A 23626-nucleotide genomic window follows, 5' to 3' on the forward strand; every position below is an offset into this window, starting at 1 on the left:
TTACGGCAGACTCTATGCTATGACTATGGCAAAAACGGGTTGCCATCATCTAAATTTCTAATCTAGTTAAAATTCAACCGATCTAAGCAATTGATTCATCAAATTATCTTGCTCTATACAACAAATAACTGCCGATACCAAACATCAATACAATTGGCAAAAATACAAACCAAGCTGGCGATGGTGCATAGACCAAACTCGCATAGCCCAAGAAGTCTTGTATGTAATAGAAGCCCAAACCAACAAATAATGCGATGACTAAACGAAAACCCATCGATTGTTGGCGCAAAGGCCCAAAAATAAATGAACAGGCAATCAGCACCAATGCAAGTAACGCAAATGGTGAACCAATATTTTTCCAGAAAGCCAACAGATATGTCTTCGGTACTTGGCTATATTCATGCATATATTGCATAAAACTCAACAACTGCGTAGGGGCTAAGTCCTCAGGATTGATGGTCACCATATGCACGTATTTCGGTTGCAATGCGAGTGCTAAATCCTGTTGGTTTTTATTGACAACTTGAGCTTGACCGTTGTCCAATAAATTGACTTGGGCGCTGTTTTTTAAATTCCATTGACCCTCTTTGAAAAACTGCCCTTCTTCCGAATTTAGCAATGATTTCATTCGATAATTTTCGTCAAAATCGACAACTTGAACTTGTTTTAGCGTCCCTTGCGAGTTGGCATAATCAATATAAATAAAGCGTTGCCCTTCACGTGTCCAATAGCCTTTAACTTCCCCAAGCGCCGCGACACTACGATGGCTTTTAACACTTTTCGCTTGCTCGTTGGTATAAGGAATCACAAATTGCGTCAATAAAAATGAAAGCACCACCAAAAGCATCGCAGAACGCATCACCCAACCAACAATACGCCATAGGCTAATACCCGCTGCTCGCATCACAATCAGTTCACTGTTGGAAGCCATTGAGCCTAAACCTAATACAGCGCCGATCAAGGCAGCAATTGGAAGAATCTCATACAAATAACGAGGTGCACCCCATAAAACATATTGCAGTGCATTCCAAGCGGTATAACCTTGTTTTAGATCACTTAACTCACCCAAATAGGTGAATAAAATCTGTAAGCTAGCAAGGACTGCGGTCGCACCTAACATGGCGAGCAAGGTGGTTTTCGTCACATGTTTTGCGACAATTCTACGTGCTAACATTATGATTTTACTCGCTGTATTTGCTTTTTAATCTTAGGTGCTAATTTCTGCTTTCTTGAAAATAGAGCGGCAGCAACAGCATAGAATAATAACACTGCAGGATATGCCCAAACACCCACCTCATCCTTACTGATACGGGTTCGTATTGCCATAAGTGCCACAATTAAACTGGCAAAAATCAATAATGCAGGAAAAAGTTTGAGATAGCGACCTTGTCTTGGGCTGACTTCACACAATGCGGTTGCCAACATTAAGGCGACAATAATAGAAAATGGAACAAATAAGCGCCATCCCAATTCACTTGCCACAACGGGGTCATTTCTATTTTCAAGCAATTTGCCAAAAGATAGCCCCTCGACTTCATCACTTTCAAACTTGGCTTCTTTATTATTTTCTAAACGCAAACGATATGATTGGAATTCAGTTTGACTATATTTGGGTGTTCCAGGATAAATTTCATAACGACGGCCTTGAACTAAATCGACAACGCTGGCAGTTTCATTGGCAATTTCAATCCGTGTTGCTTCCTTTGCCAAAATCATGACATCAGGTTTGCCTTCTTTTTCAGCACGTTGATAAAAGAAAATATCTTTTAGATTTTTACGATCTTCAGATAAAGAGCCTGCATAAATCGTATAAGCCCCCGAAGAAATAAACTCACGTGGCCGAACTAAATCAAAGCCTGTTCGTACCGCTTGTGTAGAGATCAGTTGCTCATATTGACGGATTCCCCATGGAGACATCCAGATCATTAAGACACTTTGTACACACAAGTAAATAACGGTCAGTGGAATCAATAATCTGGCGACTTGAATACGGCTAATACCACTCCCGTTCAGTACCGCCATTTCATGATCGACATACAAACGACCAAAAACCAGCATCAACCCAATAAAGAAACCTAAAGGAAGAATTAAAGTCAAAAACTCAGGTAAACGAAAACCGATAATACTCAATAGAATACTCGGATCTACACGCCCCATAGCAGCTTGACCAAATCGTTTAATCAATTGCCCACCCATCATAATGACTGTCAATAATGTGACAACCACAAGAGAGGTCGAAACGACTTGTTTGACAAGGTAACGTCGAATAATCAAATTAATCTTCCAAATAAGGGTAATATCGTGATGTAGCGCTAGTTTACCCGAAGTTAAAATTATAAAACTAGATTGAAATTCTACCATTTGAAGTGGTTCAATGGTTTAATGATTTGAAATGTACAAAAGGCACAAAGACAACACATGAAACTTACGATCAATACGTCATTTTCAGCGTCTACATCTAGCCAGTCGTTATTTATTCTGGTGGATTCTGAAAACGCTAAGCAAGCTCAAGAAACATATAAAATCAATGATTTGAGTAGCATAATTGAAGACACTCAATTCAAAGCAAGTTTAAACGAAACTCTACCACTTATCGGAAAGCTAACTCAAGTTACGCAATGTACTTTAGTCGGCATAGATAAAGCCTCCGAAATTAAAGCCGCGAAATTAGCAAAAATCGCACAAACCATTATCAAAGCTTCACAAAAAAAATTCCAAAAAATCAGCATTGATATTTCGGCTTTGCCGTCTGAGTTACATTATCTATTTGCTTTAAATTTGACGCAAGCTGCGTATGCTTATGATGAATTCAAATCGAAGAAGAATGAATTTACTTTAGAAAATATTGAATTTATTGCAACGCAATCAAGTCTGAGTGCAGAGCAGATCACGCTTATTGAAGCTGTTCAAAAAGGGCAAAACTTTGCTCGTGACTTAGGCAACTGCCCTCCTAATATTTGCTTCCCTGAATATTTAGCAGAACAAGCACGTGCTTTAGCAGCTGAATTCCCTGAGCTTTTACAAGTAACGGTACTTGAAGAACAACAACTTGCTGATCTAGGTATGCATGCTTTCCTTGCAGTAAGTAAAGGTTCTGACCGTCCGGGACGAGTGATTACCCTTGAGTATAAAGCCAATCCTGATCAAGCACCGATCGTGCTTGTCGGTAAAGGTGTGACTTTTGATACAGGTGGTATTTCATTAAAACCAGGCTTAGGCATGGATGAAATGAAATTTGATATGTGTGGTTCAGCATCTGTGCTGGGTACGATTCGTGCACTTTGTGAAGCAAAACTCCCGATTCATGTAGTCGGTGCAATTGCCGCTGCTGAAAACATGCCTTCTGGCCATGCAACTCGCCCTGGTGATATTGTAACCACCATGAGTGGTCAAACGGTTGAAATCCTGAATACCGATGCCGAAGGTCGTTTAGTCCTTTGTGATACCTTAACCTATATTAAGCGCTTTAATCCTGCAGTAGTGATTGATATTGCAACACTGACTGGTGCTTGTGTGGTGGCTTTAGGTTCAGTGGTTTCAGGTTTATTTACACCAGATGATGAACTTGCAGAAGAAATTACAGCAGCAGGACACACTGCATTTGACCGTGTATGGCGTATGCCCGTATATGACGATTATCAAGAACAACTTGATTCGCCATTTGCAGATATTGCCAATATTGGCGGGCCAAAAGCTGGTGCAGTTACAGCAGCCTGTTTCTTACAACGCTTTACCCGTGACTATCGTTGGGCACACTTAGACATTGCAGGTACAGCGTGGAATTCTGGTGCAAATAAAGGTGCAACAGGCCGCCCAGTACCATTGTTGATGCAGTTAATTGCCAACCGTGTACAAAAGAATGGCTAAAATTAGCTTTTATTTGTTTGAAAAAAGCCCTGAACGGCAGGTCGAAAGTGCCTGTCGTTTATGTCGTAAAATTTTACGAAATGCAGCCAAAGTTTGGTTGCATTGCCCTGATATAGAAATGCAGCAACAACTGGATGAACGTTTATGGAGTTTTGATCCGACCAGTTTTATTGCGCATGGAATTGATCAAATTGATGCACCGATCTGTATTTCTTCAAGATTACCTGAGTCTTTAGACTGGATTGTGTTTAATTTTAACAATCAAGCACTTGAACAAGTGACACAATTTAGTCACATTATAGAAATTATTGAAAATGCTGAATCAGCAAAACAAATTGGTCGAGAGAAATATAAAGCTTATCGACGAATGGGTGTTTCGCCTCAAACATTTAAACTTTAATTCTTTATTCTCATTTTATATCAAGGAGATGCGTGGTGGCATTAAATGTCGGTCAAGATTTTAAAAAGCGCTGGTTAGAGACGCCTGAAGGCGTACGCCAAACTTTTGTAGATGACCTCAACCGCATCTGTGACCTTCTCAGCCCTAAAACAAATGTACAGGACTGGCTAAGTAACGACCAACGCCAAATGCAAGTGGCGCAACTCCAAGTTGAACACGCTTATGCTGAGCTAAAAGCCCAACTGATTGAAGAAGCACGTATCCGTAGACAATTGGCACTTGAAAAATCTTTAGCGGAAAAACGAGCATTACAGCACGCCTATAATTTAGCACTGCAACAAGATGAAATTCAGCAGTTTGAACATCAACAATTGACCTTACAAGATTTACGTCAACAAATTGATATTGAAATTTCAGAATATAGTGAAAAATACACTAAAAATCCTGATTATCCAGCAATAGATTATGCCAATGGGCAATTCCGCATCACAGATGCACAAATGACTTCAGAGTTGGAAAGTGTTCGTCTACGTCTTGAGTTAGAAGCAGAAACGCTCATCGAACAGAGCCTAAATGCTTTACGTAGCAAACTACAAACTGCTGCAAAAGAAGAGATTGAATATATTTTGGCAAATTCGAATTTTTCTGCAGAGAAAAAATAAAGTTTATTTATTTTAATCAGATGTCCAAGTTTACTTGTCACGAAAATGCAATATTAATGTCACATGATAGTCATCTCGGATGGCTTTAACGCTTATGTGTACAGGTTAAAAATATTTTAAGTGATCAACTCAGTGAGTTTTTATTTTCAAGATAAAAATTTCCAATCACTTGCATCAGGATGAATAAAATGGATCTGCTTAACCACATTTCGAACCAAATTGCGCGACTACATTCAGGTGAAAAATGGACTGTTTCTATACAAGATTTACTGATTAGCCGTGTAGATTTTCAGTCACTTTCAGTATTTCTTTCTCGGGAATCTGAAAAAGGGGCATTCTCTCTAACATATACAGACAAATTAAAATCGCGCTTTGAACATACCTCTTTGACGATTATCAAAAACTAATTAAGCCTGATACTTTGTCTCCTTCTCAAAACAAGTTCGCAAATAAACCAAAGTCTTATTTAAGCTTTGGTTTATTTTAAATGTAGTGTGGAAACACAAGACCTCAACAGATAATTTTTGAAATTAGCTTGGCTTCAACCCGTAAGGTCTCATTGTTGTTTTGATCAATTTCAACCAAATATTTTCCATTGGAATAAAAAATAGAATTGTCTTTTAAAGCAAAACTCATCACGCCTTTTTTTAATACAATCATCTCACCAGAAGCTGTCATCTTGATCAACTCCCAAGAATTTGGAATCATCCCTGGATATTTTTCGCCCGCCTTCTGATTACGTTCTAAATTTTGCTGAGCCTTAATCAAATTACCTTCAACAAATAACTCTTCTTCTGACTTTTGTTGCGATTTGGCTGGATTATTTCCAGACGTTGTTTTTAACGATTCACCCGTATAGCGTTGAGTAAAGAAATCCAACCACCCCACAATCGCACGAATAATTTTAAAAGGCGCAAAAATAATATCTTTAAACGTTGTTAACGGGGATTGATGAGCGCCATCACGGGAATACGGGCGTTTAATAAAGTACAAATTGCCCTGCCCATCCATTTTTGGTTTAAAGAAATCATATTTTGGATTTGAAGCGATTGTTTGCAAATCGCCTGTTCCCATATCCAAATGAAAAATTTCTTTGGGACTATAGGCAATACGGTGTTCACCATAAGCTAAACCACATGAGTCATAATATAACTGCATGGTATCTCGCGGATCAAAACATGGATTTGAATCCTGACAATCCCCTTCGGTCAAATACTGTGTTCGATTGGCGTCTAAAGGCAGAATACAAATATGTCGTTCATAGCCCTGTGTGTGAACGGAGAGTGCTAAACGCTTTTTAGATTCATCATAAGCCATGTCCTGCACCACAAAATCATTCTTTCGTAATACTAAGCCTTCGGTTTCTTGTAAATCTGTCAATGATTTGATATTGATCGAAGTGCCTTCTTGCAAACAAGCGGTATAAATCATTTTATGATCAGCAGTGAGAGCAACATCTGTGGGAAAAATATGGTTTAAATCCACCTCATCATTTTGTGACAATGCTCCCATGAACTGTGCGCCCGTACCTTTGGTTTTCCAATCTTTACGTTGTTGAATCTCAACTAAATTCTTTTTATATAAGTCAATGGCTTGGCAAGGAACCGTAATACTTTTATTCCCATCCAATAAATACAAATTTTGATTCGATAAATAAAGCAATGCTGCCATGTGTATTCCTTAATTTTACCTGCAATGGCGTGTTTCTCAATATTCCAGTTACAGTGTTTCTTGTAATTTGATTGATTTTCAATATAGCTCAAGATGATGTTTAACGATTTGTATCTGTGTTCATCAATCTTTACATTGTACTGACTTTCAAGCACAAAAAAAGCCTTTCACGAGAGAAAGGCTTTGATCTGTATATTGCATTCAATTGCGCAGATTAAGGCTGTTTTAAATAAGGCCATGCTGCTTTTAAATAAATAAACATCGACCAGAGTGTCAAGATGACCGCGGTATATAACAAGGCATAAGCCAGTATTTCAAGCGGCTGCCAATTCAGTAAAAACACCGTGATTGCAATCATCTGAAAGGCTGTTTTATATTTACCCACCGTAGAGACTGCCACATTGGTACGTGCACCTAATTCAGCCATCCATTCACGTAGTGCTGAAACAGTAATTTCACGTGAAATAATCACAATTGCGGCAAATGCCATAGTGATTGATGGTTGCCATTGCACTAAAACAATCAATGCTGCTGCCACCATTAATTTATCTGCAACTGGATCTAAAAAACGTCCAAAAGCTGAGGTTTGATTTAATGTTCGTGCCAGATAACCATCAAACCAATCTGTGACTGCTGCAACAACAAAAATTGCAGTCAAGATAATATGACGCGTCATACCACCAGTATGTCCAGCCACTCCAATTGCAGGTGGCCAATAGGCAATAATTAAAAAAACAGGAATTAACGCGATTCGAGCAAGCGTCAAGATATTTGGAATATTCAGGATACGACCTGTAGTCATAGACACCGCCAGTGAGTCCCCTACTTACCCGAATGAAGGTAAATAATAATTTAGAGTAAAGCTCTATTTCGTTAGTACTTTAAACGATTCACATGAAACTGTCGACTAGGTAAATACCGTAACCGTCTGTCTTGCAATCGCAATGAGTCGATTTTGTTCATCCCAAAGATAGGCATGTTCTGTTGCATATCCATGCTCAGCAAAGTCTGTAATCACTTTATACTTAAACCAATCATTCAACTGATTTTGTAAAGGATGGATAAACGTTACTTGCCAAGTCAGTGTACTTGCAGGCGCAGGCAGTTTAAACATTGGCAATACACCCGGAGGCCAAACGTCCATTAAGGTCATGATATCTGAGACATTCATTGCTCGATTGGCATGTATCTCAGGGTCAAAACGACACCAACCTGAGAAGTCAGGCTGCTTACTGCCTGACATTGGATAATTCCCTTCAGTCCATGCCAGTTGGAAATTTTTTACACACTCAGGAAAAGGTAAATATTTAGGGACAATATTAATCTGGTCAAGTGGCGGAAAATCAGGGGCTTGAGGCTCTAAAGACACTTGAATTTTAGAATCGCGTTGGCTACCAAAACTTGCAATTAAAATACTCTGCACAGCTTCATTTTGCCACAGTCTGACTTCAATTGTGGTAACTGACTTACCCTGTCTCAGAATTTCAGCAGTCAATTTCACTGGCGTTTCTTCAACAGGCCCAACAAAAGTGACACTACAACTTAACAACTTTTTAACTGGATCATGAATAGTTGCAATTGCTTTATAAACCAACATACCTGCAACAAGACCACCAAAGATGGTGCGCCCCTGCAACCACCCTTGAGGAATATCAATCCACTCTTCTTGTTCAATCTGCTGAAATAGCGATTCTAATGACATGATCCGTCCAATTTTCCAATCTTTGTTGTACTGTTTCATATTTAACGTGAGATGAAAATGATCAGTGACTCATGCGTCAATGGTTGTTTTTGCAAATGCGATTTAGGATCAATAGCGATCATTCAGATTCCAAACCAGTTGACGCACGTCTACAACAATAAGAATAAGGTTTTAACACATTGTATTATATATACAATCAATCTTTTTTTGGTTTTAGATAGACTATCTAATTGCAGAAAAAGGCAATCCTACAGCACTTGAATATTTCCAAAAGCAGCATCTCTTGGCAACAATAACCGTTTATTTATGCTCTACTTTATATTCAAAATAGGGCGACATGATCGTGCATTACCAGAAATACTAAAACGTGCTTTTTACTATTACGAATTGCTTGATCAACTATGCAAGCATTATCTTTGCTCATAAAGTTGTGAACAATCTTATTAAGATTCAGAGCAGCACTATTTCAATATCAATTGTTTTTTTATATGTTCAATTACCTGAATTACCTTCGCTGATTGTGCTTTCCTATGTGTTGTCACTGCCCAAATATTGGTTTCTCCTAAATGCCACTGTGGTAATATACGGATCAACCTTTGCTCCTTGACTGATTGCTCTACTTCAAACTCACTTAGAGTACAAATTCCATACCCCTGTTCACACATTTTCCGAAGAAGTAAAATATTATTAATTACAAACTTCGGTTTCATTTCCACTGTAAAATTCAAATACTCATATTCATTAAAGAAATGTAATTGTCTCAATCCTGTACTATTGAATTGCACGTGTAACCATTCACAATTTTTTAAATCAGTTGGGTGACTAGGCATACCATTTTCTTCTATCCATCTCGGAGTTACATACAACCCCATTCGCATTGTTCCAATTTTATGTGCGACATAAGAAGAATCTGGCATCTCCCCTATCCGTATTGCTAAATCAACTCTTTGTTCAATTAAATCAATATGGTCATCATGAACCTGTAGATTTATACTTAAGTGTTGGAATTCTTGACTCCATTCTCCCAAACTGCTGACCAAATAAGTGGCCAACCCAACAGGAGCTGCTATACGAAGCTCACCAAAGGGTTCCTCTATTTCAGATTCCAATACTGCCTGAGCATTATCTGCAGCCTGACATAACTGCTGACAATAGTAATAATAGCGTTTACCAACGCCCGTTAGAGTCAATTTTCGAGTCGAGCGGTGTAATAAAGTGATACCACTATGATTTTCTAAATAGCGAATTTGCTGACTTATAGCTGAAGGTGACATATCCAATAGCCGCCCTGCTGCACTCATTGAGCCTTGCTCAACAACTTTGGTGAAAATAACCATCCGTTTGTAATGATCCATTTTAAACTACAGCTTCAAGGTGGTAGATCAAAAACACTACTATTTTCGCTTATGAGTTTCAAATACTATTTTAATTAAGAAGTAATTTTAATATTGAGTAATCTGAAATGAAAATAGCTCTAATTGGTGCAACTGGATATGTAGGATCAGCTTTATTTACCGAATTGCTTGATCGTAAATATCAAGTAAAAGCACTTGTTCTTGACCCAAGTTCGATAAAAGCAGGAGATAATTTAGAGATTATCCAAATAGATGTAATGCATGAGGATTCATTAGTATCTGTTTTAGAAGATGTGGATATAGTTGTGAGTGCATTTAATCCAGGTTGGGCTAATCCTAATATTTGTGAGGATTATCTAAAAGGCTCACGCTCCATTCTAAATGCAGTAAAAAGAGCCAAAGTTAAACGCATTTTGATCGTTGGAGGTGCGGGTAGTCTTTATGTTGCACCAGGTGTACAAATAATTGACACTCCAGAATTCCCAAAAGAATATTTCGAGGGAGCAAATGGTCCCCGAATTCTACTTGACGAGTTGAAAAAAGAAACGCAATTGGATTGGACAATGATCAGCCCTCCAATTGGATTTTCGCCAGCAAATCCTGGGGTTCGGACTGGAACATATCGTTTAGGTACTGATTCACCATTAATGAATGAAAATCAGCCAGGCACAATTTCTGCTGAAGATTTAGCAATTGCATTAATTGATGAAATGGAACAGAAAAAATTTGCATGTCAACGTTTCACTGTCGCTTACTAACCAAGTAAAGCAAAATAGAATTCATGAAAATTTCAATTGAAAACCAAACATATATTTTAGATCCTGATAAGCTAGAACATTATTGTGAAAATATATACATCTATAGTGATTTATTAGTCAGCCCTAAAAATAAGGATGGTTATGAAATAATTCATGAAAAAAATATTATACTAATAAATGTGGAAACTTATATTCCACTGCAAAATGCTACACTTCCTCAAACGAAAGTGCAGCATCAGTTTATAAGCAGAAAATTAGCCAATATTCTCAATGGTTTAAAAAAATTGGATGTTGAGCTGACTAAACAAAAAAGTGACGCTGTAATATTACAACCCGATTTACAACTAAGTCTTGGGATGGTTAGTGCAGTAGCAAATAAAGAATTTGATAGAAATATGCTAATTAATATACTTAATTCAGGTGCAGAATTTTTCGTAACCAGAAATTAAGCAACTACTAAATTAATCCTATTCCGCTTTATTTCTAAAATAACGGCGTTATTCATGCAACACTTTATAAATCATTCGTGCCATAACATCGCCTAAGCCGGGAACATTTTTTAAATCATGTTCAGAGGCTTTAAGTACACCTTGAATCCCACCAAAATGAGTCAGTAAGTCACGCCGACGTTTTGGGCCCAACCCTGGAATAGCCTCAAGTACCGAACCTCCACGACGTTTATCTCGCTTAGCGCGATGCTTGGTGATTGCAAAACGATGTGCTTCATCACGAACTTGCTGAATCAAATGCAGTGCCTTATGGTCTTCAGGAAGCTGAATCTTCGTGCCGTCGGTAAAATGCAGTGTTTCTAAACCGGGTTTACGCCCTTCACCTTTGGAAACACCCACCATAAATGCATCTAAACCAAGCTCTTGCATAACTTCCATCGCCATATGAAGTTGCCCTTTACCCCCATCAATCAATAATAAATCGGGTAACATGGCTTTTTTATAACGGCGTGTTAAGGCTTGGCGCATTGCGGCATAATCATCACCGCCAGTAATATCTTCAATCGCAAATTGGCGATAATCGCGTTTACGTGCGCCACCTGCATCAAAAACCACACATGATGCAATGGTCGCTTCGCCCATAGTATGGGAGATATCAAAGCATTCTATACGATCAACAGGTCGTCCACAGACTTGTTCCAGTTGATGAAAACGCTCATTTAATTCTAAATGATTGGCTAATTTTCCTTTGATCGCATGCTGAACATTCATCTCAGCCAACTCAAGCCATTCAGCACGAGTTTCACGAACATTGTGTTTAATCTGAATTTTCTTTTCAAACTGTTGATGTAAAGCCTCTTCCAGTTCTTTTCGGTCTGTCACATTCACATTGACAATCAGTTCGGCTGGAACTTCATCTGCGACCTGAAAATAAAAATTGGCGATAAAATCAGATAACATTTGCCCCAAATCATCATCTAACATATCTGGAAAATAACTTTTCCCACCCAGCATTTTCCCATTACGCACATGCATGATCTGTACACAGGTCACACCCGCTTGATAGGCAATGGCGAGAATATCAGCTTCACCTTTGACTTTATAAATAGCTTGCTGTGCTTGGACATCACGCAGTAAGGCCATGCGGTCACGGTAAAATACCGCTTTCTCAAATTCTAGATTTTCTGCCGCTTGTTCCATTTTTTGAATCAATTCCTGATTCAGTTCTTTGGTATCACCATTTAGAAAACGAATTGAGTTTTGTACGTCTTCATTATAAGCTTCGGGTGAAATCAGCCCCACACAAGGCGCAGTACAACGCTTGATCTGATATTGCAGACAAGGACGTTTACGCTGTGAAAAATAGCTATTTTCACATTGACGAACATTAAATAATTTTTGTAGAACTAAAAGCGTATCTCTTGCATTATAAGCACTTGGATAGGGGCCAAAAAACTTACCCACTTGATGTTTGCCTTTGCCCCGTCCTGAAGCAATACGTGGATAAGGTTTATCTGCGGAGACAAAAATATAGACATAAGATTTATCATCGCGCAACATAATGTTATACGGTGGGCGATGCAGTTTTATTAGATTCTGTTCGAGTAATAAAGCTTCTGTTTCAGAACGGACGACAAGAGTTTCAATATTATAAATACGTGCAACCAAAGCCTGTGTTTTCGGATGTTCAATCGTTTTGACAAAATAACTCAGTACGCGATTTTTTAGATTTTTGGCTTTTCCGACATATAATAATTCACCCTCTTTTCCCAGCATTTTATACACACCAGGTAAAGTCGTCATATTGGCTAGAATCTTTTCGATATTTTCACGTGCGTTTTCGTTCACAGTAGACTTTTAACTTTGGACTATAAATGGATGATGTAGTTAGATCATCCATTTTTCAAGTCTATGAGTGATTCAATTTTTAAATATTATTAGTTTCTACTGCCTTTATGAGCCACTCATTTTCATAAAATTACGCTTCAATAAGAATATTTTAGTTATAAACTAGTCGTCTAAATATATCGTAGCCCAAGTCTCCCATAATTCTATCTTTCTTAACTCTGATAGCACATCAGGTTTGAACATCGCTGCTTTAAAAGCGGTTTCGTTCATATAATCACAACTCAATTGATTAGGTTCAATTATAAATGTTTCATTTAGCGGGTGATAAAATCCCCAATAAATCTTATCGTCAATAATGAGTTTTACATTTGCTCTTTCAGGCTCATTAATATCTATTTTAAACTCGACCCAACTTACTTTGTTCCACAGACCAGACCTTTGGATTTCAGAATCCTCTCTCACATGGCGAATAATCTTTTCTGGGTAAAACTCAATATATTCTTGACTACTTTGGGCTGTTTGCTTTTGCCAACAGATTGATCCTTCAGGAAATAGATTAGATGTACCATAACCTACCCCCAGAATTGCTGCAAACACTTCAGCATTTGGGCTCTTTCTAATCATATGCATTGGATTATTTTTATCACTTTCAATGAGTTGACCTGAAACATCAATTTTCTTATATTTCCAAGACAAGACTAACGGTTTAAATGCAATATAATTACTAGCCGTATATCGTAGAGTTTCTTCATCAAAATTGACTTTTTCCCCTATTAAAAACTGATAGCTTTCCATTTGAGGAGGCACAATTGTAGAAATATTCTCTTGTGTAACAAAATTTCGTAATGCTTCTGTTTTAAAAACAGGTCTATCACTATATTTTACAAAAAAATCCTTATTTGAATCAAAGTTATATATTTTATAATTTGTATAAACTGCTGAGAAAACTAATAATGATGTAAGATCGTATTCACCACTAAAAGTATCTATAGCATATATTTTAGCGGGTGGTTGATAAACAGATGAATCATCCGATCCACCACCACAAGCTGTTAAAATTAAAGCATTGATTACAAAAAATATTGTTTTTTTCATTATATAGATTCACTATACTATTTGTTTTGAATCATTATTAACCAATATTTCATGAAATCACAAGTGTAAATCGCTTAAATTTTCACTGTTTTTTATTTTCACTTAGTTGATTATTAAAGTAAATTTTACGAGATTCTCGTCTCCGTTAAGCCTTATACTTTAGGCTGCTTTTATAAATATTTTAAAACCATAAAACATAAAAGCCCTCTCATCTCAATCTTCTTCCAAAGCGAGAAGGCACTTTCAATACCCGTATAATTCACGTCTTATGATGATTCTAAAAGATTTATCACAAACGATCGCTATTCTCTATTTATTTAAATCTGAGTACGAGCGACTTCTACTGCCTGACGGAAGGCCTGTTGATCTCTTGGAGAAACCAAGACCTGTTTGATTTTTCCATCTTTCATATATTCGATTTTCAAACGATCTAGAGATAAGGCAGGTGATGAAATCGAATTATTGGTTTTACTGATGTTTTGAATATTTGCCAATGGGATATGCCATTTTAAAAATAGACTATGAATAATCAATGCTTCATTTTCAATGATATAGCGTGTATTGAAAACTGGCCACCAAATCACAGCAATAGTTAAAATATACACCGCTGTATGCTCAGGATATTCAACCATAGTGCCTTTTGCATACATGGTATAAAGCAATTGAATCAGTAGACCTGTCATTGCGATTAAAAAGCCTAAAATCCACCAATCAATTTTAGTATGAAATTTTTGCATCACGCTCTTCAAAGTTTTCCCATACAAAATATTATTCTATCTGAATTTTGAGTTAAATATGACTATAAAATCATCAATTTACATAATAAAAAACGCTCTTTCGAGCGTTTTAATTTTTGACTAAATGTCTAAGCATCAATTTTTTAAATAGCGATCAAAAATTTCAGAAAAATCATAATTCTCAATCTGTCGAATGCGCTGGTTGGCATAATCTTCAACTTGTTGCGCAGTCTGATTGATGATTTCAGGTAAATTTAAAATTGCCTGTTCACTAAGCTCTCGTAAGTTAAACATTTTCTGCACATTGTCAGTGCTTTGTAATAGCACATTACGTTTACGATTGATCTCTTTGCAGGTTTCACCAATGGTAAATAATGCTTTATAGAGATCGCGAATTTTCTCAATTTGCTTTTTATCAATATCGATAGAGAAGTGTTGTTCGCCTAACTGGAACTTGATTTCAGCATCTAAATCCACGGTACCAGCAGTTTCTAAAAGTACATTTTTAATTGGGTTGTGCTTATATAAGTAGCGATACAGCATACGTTTTTTACTGATCGCACTTTTACCGTCTAGGTGCATAAAAGCCACATTGGTAAAGCAATATTCATCTGTTTTGCTTTTGATGACAAAGAAAATTTTCTCGTTATCTTCATGAAAAATATAATCATCAATATCTGTTTTATTGAAATCATGCGGCTCAATAATTGTCCCAATATCACTCATACCCATCATTTCTGAGGCTAAATTTTTAAACATTTTGTGTTTTCCAGCGCTTTTATAAATTATGAAAGTAAATTAAAAAAATCGAGCGTTAAACTCAAGTCAAAATTTGTTATTAAAAAAAACGCCCTGACGGGCGCTTTAAATCAAATCATCTTTTCGAAAAATGCGATAATCTGTGACATATATGGTCGAATAAAAATCAGGAAGAAAATCCCTAACATCAAGAACCACTTCAAAAAGTAATACAACTGACGATTGGTTTTTTTCAAGGCTTTGGCTTTAATGCGGATTTGATACACATAACCAAAAACTTTGTTTAACCCGCCTGTTTGATCCCCTACTTCATTTGGAGAACTGGCAGCAGTCATCACTTTTTTACCGAACCAGTGATTAAAGCGCTGCATAAATCTTGTTTTTAGTGGGCGTTCTACATCAGCAAAGAAGATAATACGATTTTGGTCCGTGGTATTTTCAGCATAATGAATATAGGTTTCATCAAAAACCACGCTTTCACCATCTCGCCATGAATAACGTTGACCATCTACATCAATAAAGCAACGATCATCATTTGGCGTAATGAGCCCCAAGTGATAACGCAATGAACCTGCATAAGGATCACGATGGCGCACTAATCGACTATCAGGTGCAAGCTCTGTAAACATTGCTGCCTTGATACTTGGCAAAGTTTTCAGCAATTCAGTTGTTTTTGGGCAAAGTTCTGCTGCTGAAGGATGTGCTGAGTCATACCATTTTAGGTAAAACCGTTTCCAACCTGTTTTAAAAAATGAATTAAAGCCTAAGTCATCATATGTACTTGAAGCCTTAATTCCACCTTTGGCATATAACGCTTGTGCCTCTTCACGAATCATTTCCCAGTTTTCATCTAACACCTTTAAATCTTTAAAATGTTGTGTGTCGATATACGGCTGATTCGGCACGTTTGAAAACATATACATGAGAAAGTTAATTGGTGCGAGTATCGTTGAATGGTCAAAAAATTGACGATAAAACGAATGTCGCACTTTACCGCGATTTTGGATATACAAAGCAGAAATCACAAAAATCGCCAATATGATCCATTTAATCATACAGCACTCTTTTCATTAATCAGGTTAATCAAGCAACATGTGCTGATAGAGTTTTAAATCTCAAAAAGGGAGAATGTTTCTACAAATTATAACAAATCTATAAATCAAAAAGCCACAACGACCTAATTATATGTTTTTATTGATTATTATTATAAATAAACCAAATTTGTAGAAGTGCCTACAAATTTGGTTAAAGTTTTATTGACAGACTTCTCAGCTATTTTCTTAATTATTCCAATCAATCAGTCTTAGAGAAGCCAAAGTTGATGCAGCTTTCGAATTATATACAGCACACCCTTTCTTGAGTTGTTCAATATTTAACTTTGCTGTTCTTGTTTGTTTATCTGTTGTGGCTATTCCGAGCAATTTCTCCCATTGTCTTATTTCTTTGGCATTCGTCCATTCAATTTCACTATCGTAATCAGCTAAATATGTTTTATTCTGATATTTAACTGCAACATAATCATCATTAGCTGCACCAGTATCAGTTTCATAAACAGTCGTCCACGGAATATTCTGCCAACTGCCGCTTGAATAACGATAGGTTACGCCCAATGGTTTAAGTTGTTGATTTAAAAAATCAACATAGTCCGAACTTGTTTCTTTAAAATCTTCAAATGTCTGATTAAATTCATTATCTGTCTTAAAGCTAAAATAGTCTTGGTTGTTCTTTCGAGAGGTAAAACGATAGCAGTTACTCCCCTGTGGAAAACGATCATTACCGTACGAAGCCAACAATTTTCGTGCTTCAGAATAACTATTTTCACTATCGAAACCTAAACTACGATAGCCTGGTAAAACCGTATCAAAAATATTTTTTCCTGAAATATCAACTTTTTCTAATTTAAGATCAGTTTTAACATTACCAATTAAGGTTGAGGTCCATGAGGTCATAGAATTCAATACTACTGTATTCACAGCAATTTCACGCGGAGTATACAATTTGTTGGCTGTTAATATATATTCACCTAGAAACTTGTTAGCTTCAGAATTCTTAAATTGTTTATTGAATATTTCAAAATATTCCATAGTCAAATTATCAGAGCCATCATCTAATTCATAGTCAACAAAGTAATAGCGTGTTCCATTATCCAAACTGTCTTGTGTTGTTGAAGTATTGGAATTATCTGATGAAGAGTCACCACCTCCTCCGCATCCAATCAAAGAGAGTGATAAAAAAATAGCTGTAAATGCGAGTTTTTTGTTTTGTGTAGTCATAACAGGTCCTTTTTGTGATTAAATACCAACCAAATATTACATATATAATACAAAACATTCAATAGATTATAAAGATTTTCTAAACAAATAATTAAATTTCACACCAATTGACCTAAATGACAAAAAAAATGAATCACTATGGATGGCTATTCTTATTCATTTTTGTAAAGAAATGCACAAAGGAATTTACATTAAATAAATAAATTTCAAATATTTATGCAAAAAACCTATAAAAATCTTAAAATTTAAAAGCTTAATTTAATCTTCTACTCAAAAAAAATTGATGACCCTTGCGTCACGGCTTGATACAACTTGTTAGGTTATTTTTAGATATAGTTATCGTAAGATTAGTGAAGTCGAAATGTGTGCGGGAATTGCATACACACTTCAAAACATCAACTTAAGAAGTCCTCCAAAAAAGGAGATCAGGGCATGATCCACGCTGGCAATGCCATTACCGTCCAATTGCTTTCGGACGGAATTGCAGAATTCCGCTTTGACTTACAAGGTGAGTCGGTTAACAAATTCAACCGTGCAACGATTGAAGACTTTAAAGCTGCTATTGAAGCTGTAAAAAATAACAGTGAAGTGAAAGGTCTCATCGTTACCTCTGGTAAATCAACATTTATCGTTGGTGCAGACATCACTGAGTTTGGTGAAAATTTTAAGCAAGGTGAAAGTGCAATTGTAGAATGGGCAATGCCTGTTCACGAGATTTTTAACGCTTTTGAAGATCTAGAGATTCCTAAAGTTGCTGCGATCAATGGTATTGCATTGGGCGGCGGTTTTGAAATGTGTTTGGTATGTGACTACCGCGTAATGTCAAATGCTGCAACAGTGGGCTTACCAGAAGTTAAACTGGGTATCATTCCTGGTTTCGGTGGTACTGTTCGTCTAAGCCGTTTGATTGGTATTGACAATGCGGTTGAGTGGATCGCGACTTCAGCAAACAAACGTCCAGATGCTGCGCTGAAAGACGGTGCTGTAGATGCAGTTGTTGCGGCTGACAAACTCCAAGAAGCGGCGATTGATCTTGTTAAACAAGCAATCTCTGGTCGTTTAGATTGGAAAGCAAAACGTCAAGAAAAATTAGAGCCTGTTAAATTAGACATGCTTGAACAAATGATGGCATTTAACTCATCTAAAGGTGTAGTCCTTGCGAAAGCAAATCCTGCTCAATACCCTGCGCCAAAACTTCTTCTTGATTCACTTCAAGCTGGTGTAAGCCAAAAACGTGATGAAGCGTTAAAAATTGAAGCTGAAGCATTTGCTAAAGCTGCGATTACACCACAAGCAGGCGCATTGATCGGTTTGTTTATCAATGACCAAGTTGTGAAAAAAGCATCTAAAAAACATGAGAAAGGTGCTCACCCTGTTAACCAGGCGGCTGTTTTAGGTGCGGGTATTATGGGTGGCGGTATTGCTTACCAAGCGGCAAGCAAAGGCACACCAATCATCATGAAAGACATCGGTAACCCACAGCTTGCTTTGGGTATGTCTGAAGCGAATGGCTTGTTGACTAAACAAGTTGAACGTAAAAAGATGACACCTGCAAAAATGGGTGAAACACTTGCACGTATCCGTCCTACTTTAAGCTATGACGAGTTTAAAGAAGTTGACATCGTGATTGAAGCAGTTACAGAGAATCCTAAAATCAAGGAAGCTGTGTTACGTGATACAGAAGCAAAAGTTCGTGAAAATACGATCATTGCTTCAAATACCTCTACGATTTCAATCACGCGTCTTGCAAATGCATTGACTCGTCCTGAAAACTTCGTGGGTATGCACTTCTTTAACCCAGTTCACATGATGCCTTTGGTTGAAGTGATCCGTGGTGAGAAAACATCTGAAGAAGCAATTGCGACAACTGTTGTTCTTGCTCAGAAAATGGGTAAAACACCAATCGTTGTAAATGACTGCCCTGGCTTCCTTGTAAACCGTGTATTGTTCCCTTACTTTGGTGCGTTTGACCTTCTACTTAAAGATGGCGCAGACTTCCAACAAGTTGACAAAGTCATGGAAAAATTCGGCTGGCCTATGGGACCTGCTTATTTGATCGACGTTGTGGGTATCGACACTGGTGTGCATGGTGCTGAAGTTATGGCTGAAGGTTTCCCAGACCGTATGAAGCCTGACTATAAAGGCGCGATCGAAATCATGTACGAAAACAAACGCCTTGGTCAAAAAAATGACATCGGTTTCTACAAATACGAGCTTGATCGTAAAGGTAAGAAAGCGAAATCTATTGATCCAACTGCGTATGAGCTTGTTGCAACGATGGCAACAACTGAAAAGCACGAGTTTGATGCTCAAGAAATTATTGACCGTATGATGCTCGCGTTCTGTAACGAGACTGTTCGTTGCTTAGAGGACAACATTGTTTCTACTGCTTCTGAAGCAGATATGGCAATGATCATGGGTGTAGGTTTCCCTCCATTCCGTGGTGGTCCAGCGCGTTACATCGACCAAACAGGTGTTGCTGAATATGTTGCGCTTTGCGACAAATATGCACACTTAGGTAAGGCTTATGAAGCGCCACAAATGTTGCGTGACATGGCTGCAAACAACAAAAAATTCTACGGTTAAGGAGCAACGTGAATGGCTACTTTAAATCCACGTGACGTTGTCATCGTTGATGGCGTACGTTCTGCAATGGGTAAAACCAAAAACGGTATGTTCCGCAATGTACGTGCTGACAGCTTATCTGCTGAATTGGTTCGTGCTTTAGTTGCTCGTAACCAGTTTGATGTCAATGAAGTTGAAGATTTGATCTGGGGTTGTGTTAACCAAACCCTAGAACAAGGTATGAACATTGGCCGTAACATCGTGTTATTGGCTGACTTACCGAAGACTGTTGGTGGTCAAACTGTAAACCGCCTCTGTGGTTCTTCTATGCAGTCAATCCATACTGCTGCGGCGCAAATTGCAACCAACCAAGGTGATGTATTCATCATCGGTGGTGTAGAGCACATGGGTCACGTTGGTATGATGCACGGCATCGACCTTAACCCAGAAGCATCTAAGCATTATGCGAAAGCATCTAACATGATGGGCTTAACTGCTGAAATGTTAGGTCGTATGAACGGCATTAGTCGTGACGAACAAGATGCGTTTGGTGTTGAATCTCATCGTCGCGCTTGGGCTGCAACTCAGGAAGGTCGTTTCAAAAACGAAATCGTGGGTGTTGAAGGTCATGATGCCAATGGCTTCAAAATCCTTTGCGACATCGACGAAGTCATTCGTCCAGATGCAAACCTTGAAGCATTCAAAGCGTTACGTCCTGTATTTGACCCTAAAGGTGGTACTGTAACTGCTGCGACTTCTTCTGCATTGTCTGATGGTGCATCAGCAATGTTGTTGATGTCTGCTGAACGTGCTCAAGCTTTAGGTCTTAAGCCACGTGCTGTGATTCGCTCAATGGCGATTGCAGGTTGTGATGCTGCGATCATGGGTTATGGTCCTGTTCCTGCAACACAGAAAGCGCTTAAACGTGCTGGCTTAACGATGGAAGACATCCAAACCATCGAGTTAAACGAAGCATTTGCTGCTCAAGGTCTTTCTGTAATGAAAGGCTTGAACATCTATGACAAGCAAGACAAGATCAACTTAAACGGCGGTGCGATTGCATTGGGTCACCCATTGGGTTGTTCTGGCGCGCGTATCACCACGACATTGTTGAACGTGATGGAACAACAAGATACTCAAATCGGTCTGGCAACAATGTGTATTGGTCTTGGTCAAGGTATCGCGACAATTATCGAACGTGTTTAATTCTTAATTAAATACCAAGATATAAAATCCCCGCTTAATGCGGGGATTTTTATTAAAAGTGATCCAACTTTCCCTAAAAGACTATATTCATTTTGAGATTTTTATAGATCATTTTACTTTTACTCACTTGATCTGCTGCAGACAATTTAGAAACCAAGCTGTAACTGTGGTCGTTGAATTGTTCTCGCTATTATTTGCATTGCATTCACTAAGTTTAACTTTTAGGACAGAACACAAGATACAAAAAAACCAATCAACAGATTGGCTTAATAAAATAATGAAAATTTTAAATAACGAATCACTTAGGCAGAGCACTTTGCCACTTGTCACCTAACAGAAAATTCAAACGATCTGTATCAATATTCAGTTTAAACGTTCCATTACGCACAGCCTCTAAGGCTTTCTCACGATTCATCCCCATCGAAAGTGGTTCCATCATGGTAAACAAACCTGATGTAGGATCAGAGGACTGTAAACCAGCAGCCACAGCCAAAACGTACTCTCTGAGTAATGGTGAAGAAATTTGATTTATATTCGGTTCAGAGGCTTTGGGCTGCATATCAAGCACAGCAAAATTATCGCCTATCACATAATTTTGGATCTCATTCTCTTTTTTAATGATCTGATGCTGTAACGCTTTACGTACATCCTTATCTTCTTGATAAGGAACAACACCTACAGCTTCTTGACGCAGTTCAGAATCCGCCATCACTTTAATGGTAGGCAATGAGGCAACTTCTTCTGCCTGTACAGTGGGTAACCAAACAGAAAGAGCCGTTGCAAGTATCGAAACTTTGATAAAGTTCATACATTTCACCTAAAAAATAAATCATCCTATACATTCAATAAAATGATTCAATACATTTAATATTGTCTATTAAATAGGCTATAACAAATTATAGCGAGATTCACTAAAGCTCAGATAAACGGTCAATACTGTTAAAATTCTAAAATAAAGATTAAATAGGTTTTACTCATTCAACAGCTTGAATAGAGCCACCGATAAATTTTTTCCAACTGATCCATTTCAGTTTATAAGAGGTCTATTATGAATCTTGCTAAAGTTGCTGAGATAACTCAAGTCAGCCCGCGTATGCTCCGTTATTACGAAGAGCTAGGATTAATTCGTCCGCGACGAACAGCGAATCACTATCGAGATTATAATCAAGCAAACATCGAGGATATTCAAAAAATTAAAGTTCTCAATGATGCTGGCATGCATTTAAAAGACATTAAATTATTATTGCCATGTTTCGATTTGGCTGAGGAAAAACTTACCTTATGCCCAGTTGCCAAAGAGACATTAGAAATGGAGTTAGAACATATTTCAGAAAAATTAGTCAAACTCAAAAAATCTCAAAACTTATTAACATCTTTTTTAGTGCAAGGAAAAGTTGAAAAAACCAAGCGCTAATCGAGATCAACCTCATTGAAGCGCTTTGACTCGCTCTTTTTCTTCACTATTCATATCTTTCCAAGCTTTTCGATCATTCCAAAACCAATAGCCATTTTTATCCTGTGCAACACATCCCGCATCTGATTTGGTTTTAAAACTTGCATAATCTGCATCCTCAAGTTTGCCAAAACGTTCTTCATAAATATGATGTTTGTCTTTTGCATAGCAATCTCCGAGCAGTTCAAAACTACTAGCATCTGCACCCTCTAAAACAGAAAAACTGCCCCCATCCAGCATGCTAAAGTAACGATAAACATGCCGTTTATCTTTATACAAATTAGAAGGGTTTAACTGCTTAAAGCTCGCTAAATCTATAGTGTCATTCAAAGAAGGCCCATCTTCACCACCAAAACCCAAATGTCGATAAAAACGCTCACCCATAATCGACAGGCTTTTGCTGGGCAAAACATGTTCAGATAGAAATATGCTACAACGATTTGCATAAGGAAACTTTAACGCCAATTCCCGTTGAGGATTGATATATAAATTGTCCCGCACAAGGCTCCATTGCTGTTTTTCTTGCTCAGCATTTAAAGCCGCTCGCTTTTCCTCCACGACACATTGGTCATACTCAATTTGTTCAGCACATAAAATAGGGGCTAAGCCTAAAAAATGCTTCCATCCATAAACCTTTTTATAAGTATCGACATCCAGAATGGAGTCTCGGTCAATTTGATAAACAGCAAAATGATAACGATATAAAGCAACACTTTTACAATCCTGCTGAACGAGAATTGGCGTCTGGTAGACATAGCCAATTCCACCCAGCAATAGCAGTATAGATATTGCAAAAAACAGCGATACTTTTATATTTTTCATTCAT

23 protein-coding genes are annotated in these 23626 nt (G+C 37.7%); 9 read left to right on the forward strand and 14 right to left on the reverse strand.

The features are described from left to right. Positions 1 to 103 precede the first annotated feature (103 nt). Both lptG and lptF read right to left on the reverse strand, forming a co-directional pair. Positions 104 to 1174, reverse strand: coding sequence for an LPS export ABC transporter permease LptG (gene lptG / locus AC07WY_RS20015; protein ID WP_234623360.1), 1071 nt, complete (start codon positions 1172 to 1174; stop codon positions 104 to 106). Next, positions 1174 to 2274 carry an LPS export ABC transporter permease LptF gene (gene lptF / locus AC07WY_RS20020; protein ID WP_035371793.1) on the reverse strand — a complete coding sequence of 367 codons (1101 nt, stop codon included), beginning with the start codon at positions 2272 to 2274 and terminating at the stop codon, positions 1174 to 1176. The genes lptG and lptF overlap by 1 nt, the downstream gene beginning before the upstream one ends. Before the next feature lie 144 nt (positions 2275 to 2418). Here lptF and AC07WY_RS20025 point away from each other — a divergent pair, with 144 nt between their 5' ends. The 4 genes from AC07WY_RS20025 (at position 2419) to AC07WY_RS20040 (ending at position 5336) form a co-directional block, all read left to right on the forward strand. Next, positions 2419 to 3867 (forward strand): leucyl aminopeptidase, encoded by a 1449-nt coding sequence (locus AC07WY_RS20025; RefSeq protein ID WP_494736987.1) that lies wholly within the window; start codon positions 2419 to 2421, stop codon positions 3865 to 3867. Next, positions 3860 to 4267 carry a DNA polymerase III subunit chi gene (locus AC07WY_RS20030; RefSeq protein ID WP_151956265.1) on the forward strand — a complete coding sequence of 136 codons (408 nt, stop codon included), beginning with the start codon at positions 3860 to 3862 and terminating at the stop codon, positions 4265 to 4267. Before AC07WY_RS20025 ends, AC07WY_RS20030 begins: the two co-directional genes overlap by 8 nt. A gap of 32 nt (positions 4268 to 4299) precedes the next feature. Next, on the forward strand, positions 4300 to 4929 hold the full coding sequence (gene blhA / locus AC07WY_RS20035) for a cell division protein BlhA (RefSeq protein WP_494736988.1): 630 nt from the start codon (positions 4300 to 4302) through the stop codon (positions 4927 to 4929). Positions 4930 to 5117: 188 nt separating this feature from the next. Then, positions 5118 to 5336 (forward strand): hypothetical protein, encoded by a 219-nt coding sequence (locus AC07WY_RS20040; RefSeq protein WP_494736989.1) that lies wholly within the window; start codon positions 5118 to 5120, stop codon positions 5334 to 5336. 103 nt (positions 5337 to 5439) lie between these two features. On the opposite strand, the gene AC07WY_RS20045 is transcribed toward AC07WY_RS20040, so the two are convergent. The 4 genes from AC07WY_RS20045 to AC07WY_RS20060 all read right to left on the reverse strand — a co-directional run bounded on the left by AC07WY_RS20045 (position 5440) and on the right by AC07WY_RS20060 (position 9657). Next, positions 5440 to 6600, reverse strand: a complete 1161-nt coding sequence (locus AC07WY_RS20045) for a hypothetical protein (protein ID WP_262084847.1) — start codon at positions 6598 to 6600, stop codon at positions 5440 to 5442. A 214-nt stretch (positions 6601 to 6814) separates the two neighbouring features. Continuing rightward, on the reverse strand, positions 6815 to 7402 hold the full coding sequence (gene pgsA / locus AC07WY_RS20050; RefSeq protein WP_004718416.1) for a CDP-diacylglycerol--glycerol-3-phosphate 3-phosphatidyltransferase: 588 nt from the start codon (positions 7400 to 7402) through the stop codon (positions 6815 to 6817). Positions 7403 to 7507: 105 nt separating this feature from the next. Continuing rightward, positions 7508 to 8302: a thioesterase family protein gene (locus tag AC07WY_RS20055; RefSeq protein ID WP_262084846.1), complete on the reverse strand. Its 795-nt coding sequence runs from the start codon at positions 8300 to 8302 to the stop codon at positions 7508 to 7510. 461 nt (positions 8303 to 8763) lie between these two features. Beyond that, positions 8764 to 9657, reverse strand: a complete 894-nt coding sequence (locus tag AC07WY_RS20060; RefSeq protein WP_494736990.1) for a LysR family transcriptional regulator — start codon at positions 9655 to 9657, stop codon at positions 8764 to 8766. A 107-nt stretch (positions 9658 to 9764) separates the two neighbouring features. Between AC07WY_RS20060 and AC07WY_RS20065 the strand changes: the two genes are divergently transcribed. Continuing rightward, on the forward strand, positions 9765 to 10415 hold the full coding sequence (locus AC07WY_RS20065; RefSeq protein ID WP_262084844.1) for an NAD(P)-dependent oxidoreductase: 651 nt from the start codon (positions 9765 to 9767) through the stop codon (positions 10413 to 10415). A gap of 23 nt (positions 10416 to 10438) precedes the next feature. Continuing rightward, positions 10439 to 10864: a hypothetical protein gene (locus tag AC07WY_RS20070; RefSeq protein ID WP_262084843.1), complete on the forward strand. Its 426-nt coding sequence runs from the start codon at positions 10439 to 10441 to the stop codon at positions 10862 to 10864. Between the two features lie 48 nt (positions 10865 to 10912). Here AC07WY_RS20070 and uvrC read toward each other — a convergent pair whose 3' ends face one another. The 6 genes from uvrC to AC07WY_RS20100 all read right to left on the reverse strand — a co-directional run bounded on the left by uvrC (position 10913) and on the right by AC07WY_RS20100 (position 17576). Continuing rightward, positions 10913 to 12712 carry an excinuclease ABC subunit UvrC gene (uvrC, locus tag AC07WY_RS20075; protein WP_494736991.1) on the reverse strand — a complete coding sequence of 600 codons (1800 nt, stop codon included), beginning with the start codon at positions 12710 to 12712 and terminating at the stop codon, positions 10913 to 10915. A gap of 162 nt (positions 12713 to 12874) precedes the next feature. Further along, on the reverse strand, positions 12875 to 13807 hold the full coding sequence (locus tag AC07WY_RS20080; protein WP_262084841.1) for a hypothetical protein: 933 nt from the start codon (positions 13805 to 13807) through the stop codon (positions 12875 to 12877). Positions 13808 to 14124: 317 nt separating this feature from the next. Further along, a complete protein-coding gene (locus tag AC07WY_RS20085) occupies positions 14125 to 14544 on the reverse strand; it encodes a PH domain-containing protein (protein WP_262084840.1) in 420 nt (139 codons plus the stop codon). Between the two features lie 135 nt (positions 14545 to 14679). Then, a complete protein-coding gene (locus tag AC07WY_RS20090; protein ID WP_004718435.1) occupies positions 14680 to 15303 on the reverse strand; it encodes a PH domain-containing protein in 624 nt (207 codons plus the stop codon). A gap of 110 nt (positions 15304 to 15413) precedes the next feature. Further along, complete coding sequence (lpxO, locus tag AC07WY_RS20095; protein WP_262084839.1) at positions 15414 to 16358, reverse strand: lipid A hydroxylase LpxO; 945 nt, start codon at positions 16356 to 16358, stop codon at positions 15414 to 15416. Between the two features lie 225 nt (positions 16359 to 16583). Then, positions 16584 to 17576 carry a hypothetical protein gene (locus tag AC07WY_RS20100; RefSeq protein ID WP_494736992.1) on the reverse strand — a complete coding sequence of 331 codons (993 nt, stop codon included), beginning with the start codon at positions 17574 to 17576 and terminating at the stop codon, positions 16584 to 16586. A 432-nt stretch (positions 17577 to 18008) separates the two neighbouring features. Between AC07WY_RS20100 and fadB the strand changes: the two genes are divergently transcribed. Beyond that, a complete protein-coding gene (gene fadB / locus AC07WY_RS20105) occupies positions 18009 to 20162 on the forward strand; it encodes a fatty acid oxidation complex subunit alpha FadB (RefSeq protein WP_004818537.1) in 2154 nt (717 codons plus the stop codon). A 12-nt stretch (positions 20163 to 20174) separates the two neighbouring features. Next, positions 20175 to 21347: an acetyl-CoA C-acyltransferase FadA gene (gene fadA / locus AC07WY_RS20110; RefSeq protein ID WP_004718442.1), complete on the forward strand. Its 1173-nt coding sequence runs from the start codon at positions 20175 to 20177 to the stop codon at positions 21345 to 21347. 298 nt (positions 21348 to 21645) lie between these two features. Here the strand turns inward: fadA and AC07WY_RS20115 are convergent, their stop codons facing one another. Next, the gene (locus tag AC07WY_RS20115; RefSeq protein ID WP_335954593.1) at positions 21646 to 22155 is read right to left on the reverse strand and encodes a hypothetical protein; all 510 of its coding nucleotides are present in this window, start codon (positions 22153 to 22155) and stop codon (positions 21646 to 21648) included. A gap of 240 nt (positions 22156 to 22395) precedes the next feature. Between AC07WY_RS20115 and AC07WY_RS20120 the strand changes: the two genes are divergently transcribed. Further along, entirely contained in the window at positions 22396 to 22761 is a 366-nt protein-coding gene (locus tag AC07WY_RS20120; protein WP_494736993.1) for a MerR family transcriptional regulator, read from the forward strand. Positions 22762 to 22773: 12 nt separating this feature from the next. Here the strand turns inward: AC07WY_RS20120 and AC07WY_RS20125 are convergent, their stop codons facing one another. After that, entirely contained in the window at positions 22774 to 23622 is an 849-nt protein-coding gene (locus AC07WY_RS20125) for a DKNYY domain-containing protein (protein ID WP_494736994.1), read from the reverse strand. Positions 23623 to 23626: the final 4 nt, after the last annotated feature.

The sequence above is a fragment of the Acinetobacter sp. GW821-FHT01C12 genome (assembly GCF_059422625.1).

What these genes read in the sequence shown, in the direction of transcription:
- fadA (WP_004718442.1), top strand. Translation starts at nt 20,175, where the DNA reads ATGGCTACTTTAAATCCACGTGACGTTGTCATCGTTGATGGCGTACGT.
- AC07WY_RS20055 (WP_262084846.1), bottom strand. Translation starts at nt 8,302, where the DNA reads ATGTCATTAGAATCGCTATTTCAGCAGATTGAACAAGAAGAGTGGATT.
- AC07WY_RS20025 (WP_494736987.1), top strand. Translation starts at nt 2,419, where the DNA reads ATGAAACTTACGATCAATACGTCATTTTCAGCGTCTACATCTAGCCAG.
- AC07WY_RS20100 (WP_494736992.1), bottom strand. Translation starts at nt 17,576, where the DNA reads ATGACTACACAAAACAAAAAACTCGCATTTACAGCTATTTTTTTATCA.
- AC07WY_RS20125 (WP_494736994.1), bottom strand. Translation starts at nt 23,622, where the DNA reads ATGAAAAATATAAAAGTATCGCTGTTTTTTGCAATATCTATACTGCTA.
- AC07WY_RS20040 (WP_494736989.1), top strand. Translation starts at nt 5,118, where the DNA reads ATGGATCTGCTTAACCACATTTCGAACCAAATTGCGCGACTACATTCA.
- AC07WY_RS20060 (WP_494736990.1), bottom strand. Translation starts at nt 9,657, where the DNA reads ATGGATCATTACAAACGGATGGTTATTTTCACCAAAGTTGTTGAGCAA.
- AC07WY_RS20080 (WP_262084841.1), bottom strand. Translation starts at nt 13,807, where the DNA reads ATGAAAAAAACAATATTTTTTGTAATCAATGCTTTAATTTTAACAGCT.
- lpxO (WP_262084839.1), bottom strand. Translation starts at nt 16,358, where the DNA reads ATGATTAAATGGATCATATTGGCGATTTTTGTGATTTCTGCTTTGTAT.
- AC07WY_RS20065 (WP_262084844.1), top strand. Translation starts at nt 9,765, where the DNA reads ATGAAAATAGCTCTAATTGGTGCAACTGGATATGTAGGATCAGCTTTA.
- AC07WY_RS20120 (WP_494736993.1), top strand. Translation starts at nt 22,396, where the DNA reads ATGAATCTTGCTAAAGTTGCTGAGATAACTCAAGTCAGCCCGCGTATG.
- AC07WY_RS20115 (WP_335954593.1), bottom strand. Translation starts at nt 22,155, where the DNA reads ATGAACTTTATCAAAGTTTCGATACTTGCAACGGCTCTTTCTGTTTGG.
- AC07WY_RS20090 (WP_004718435.1), bottom strand. Translation starts at nt 15,303, where the DNA reads ATGTTTAAAAATTTAGCCTCAGAAATGATGGGTATGAGTGATATTGGG.
- AC07WY_RS20045 (WP_262084847.1), bottom strand. Translation starts at nt 6,600, where the DNA reads ATGGCAGCATTGCTTTATTTATCGAATCAAAATTTGTATTTATTGGAT.
- pgsA (WP_004718416.1), bottom strand. Translation starts at nt 7,402, where the DNA reads ATGACTACAGGTCGTATCCTGAATATTCCAAATATCTTGACGCTTGCT.
- AC07WY_RS20085 (WP_262084840.1), bottom strand. Translation starts at nt 14,544, where the DNA reads ATGCAAAAATTTCATACTAAAATTGATTGGTGGATTTTAGGCTTTTTA.
- AC07WY_RS20070 (WP_262084843.1), top strand. Translation starts at nt 10,439, where the DNA reads ATGAAAATTTCAATTGAAAACCAAACATATATTTTAGATCCTGATAAG.
- lptG (WP_234623360.1), bottom strand. Translation starts at nt 1,174, where the DNA reads ATGTTAGCACGTAGAATTGTCGCAAAACATGTGACGAAAACCACCTTG.
- fadB (WP_004818537.1), top strand. Translation starts at nt 18,009, where the DNA reads ATGATCCACGCTGGCAATGCCATTACCGTCCAATTGCTTTCGGACGGA.
- AC07WY_RS20030 (WP_151956265.1), top strand. Translation starts at nt 3,860, where the DNA reads ATGGCTAAAATTAGCTTTTATTTGTTTGAAAAAAGCCCTGAACGGCAG.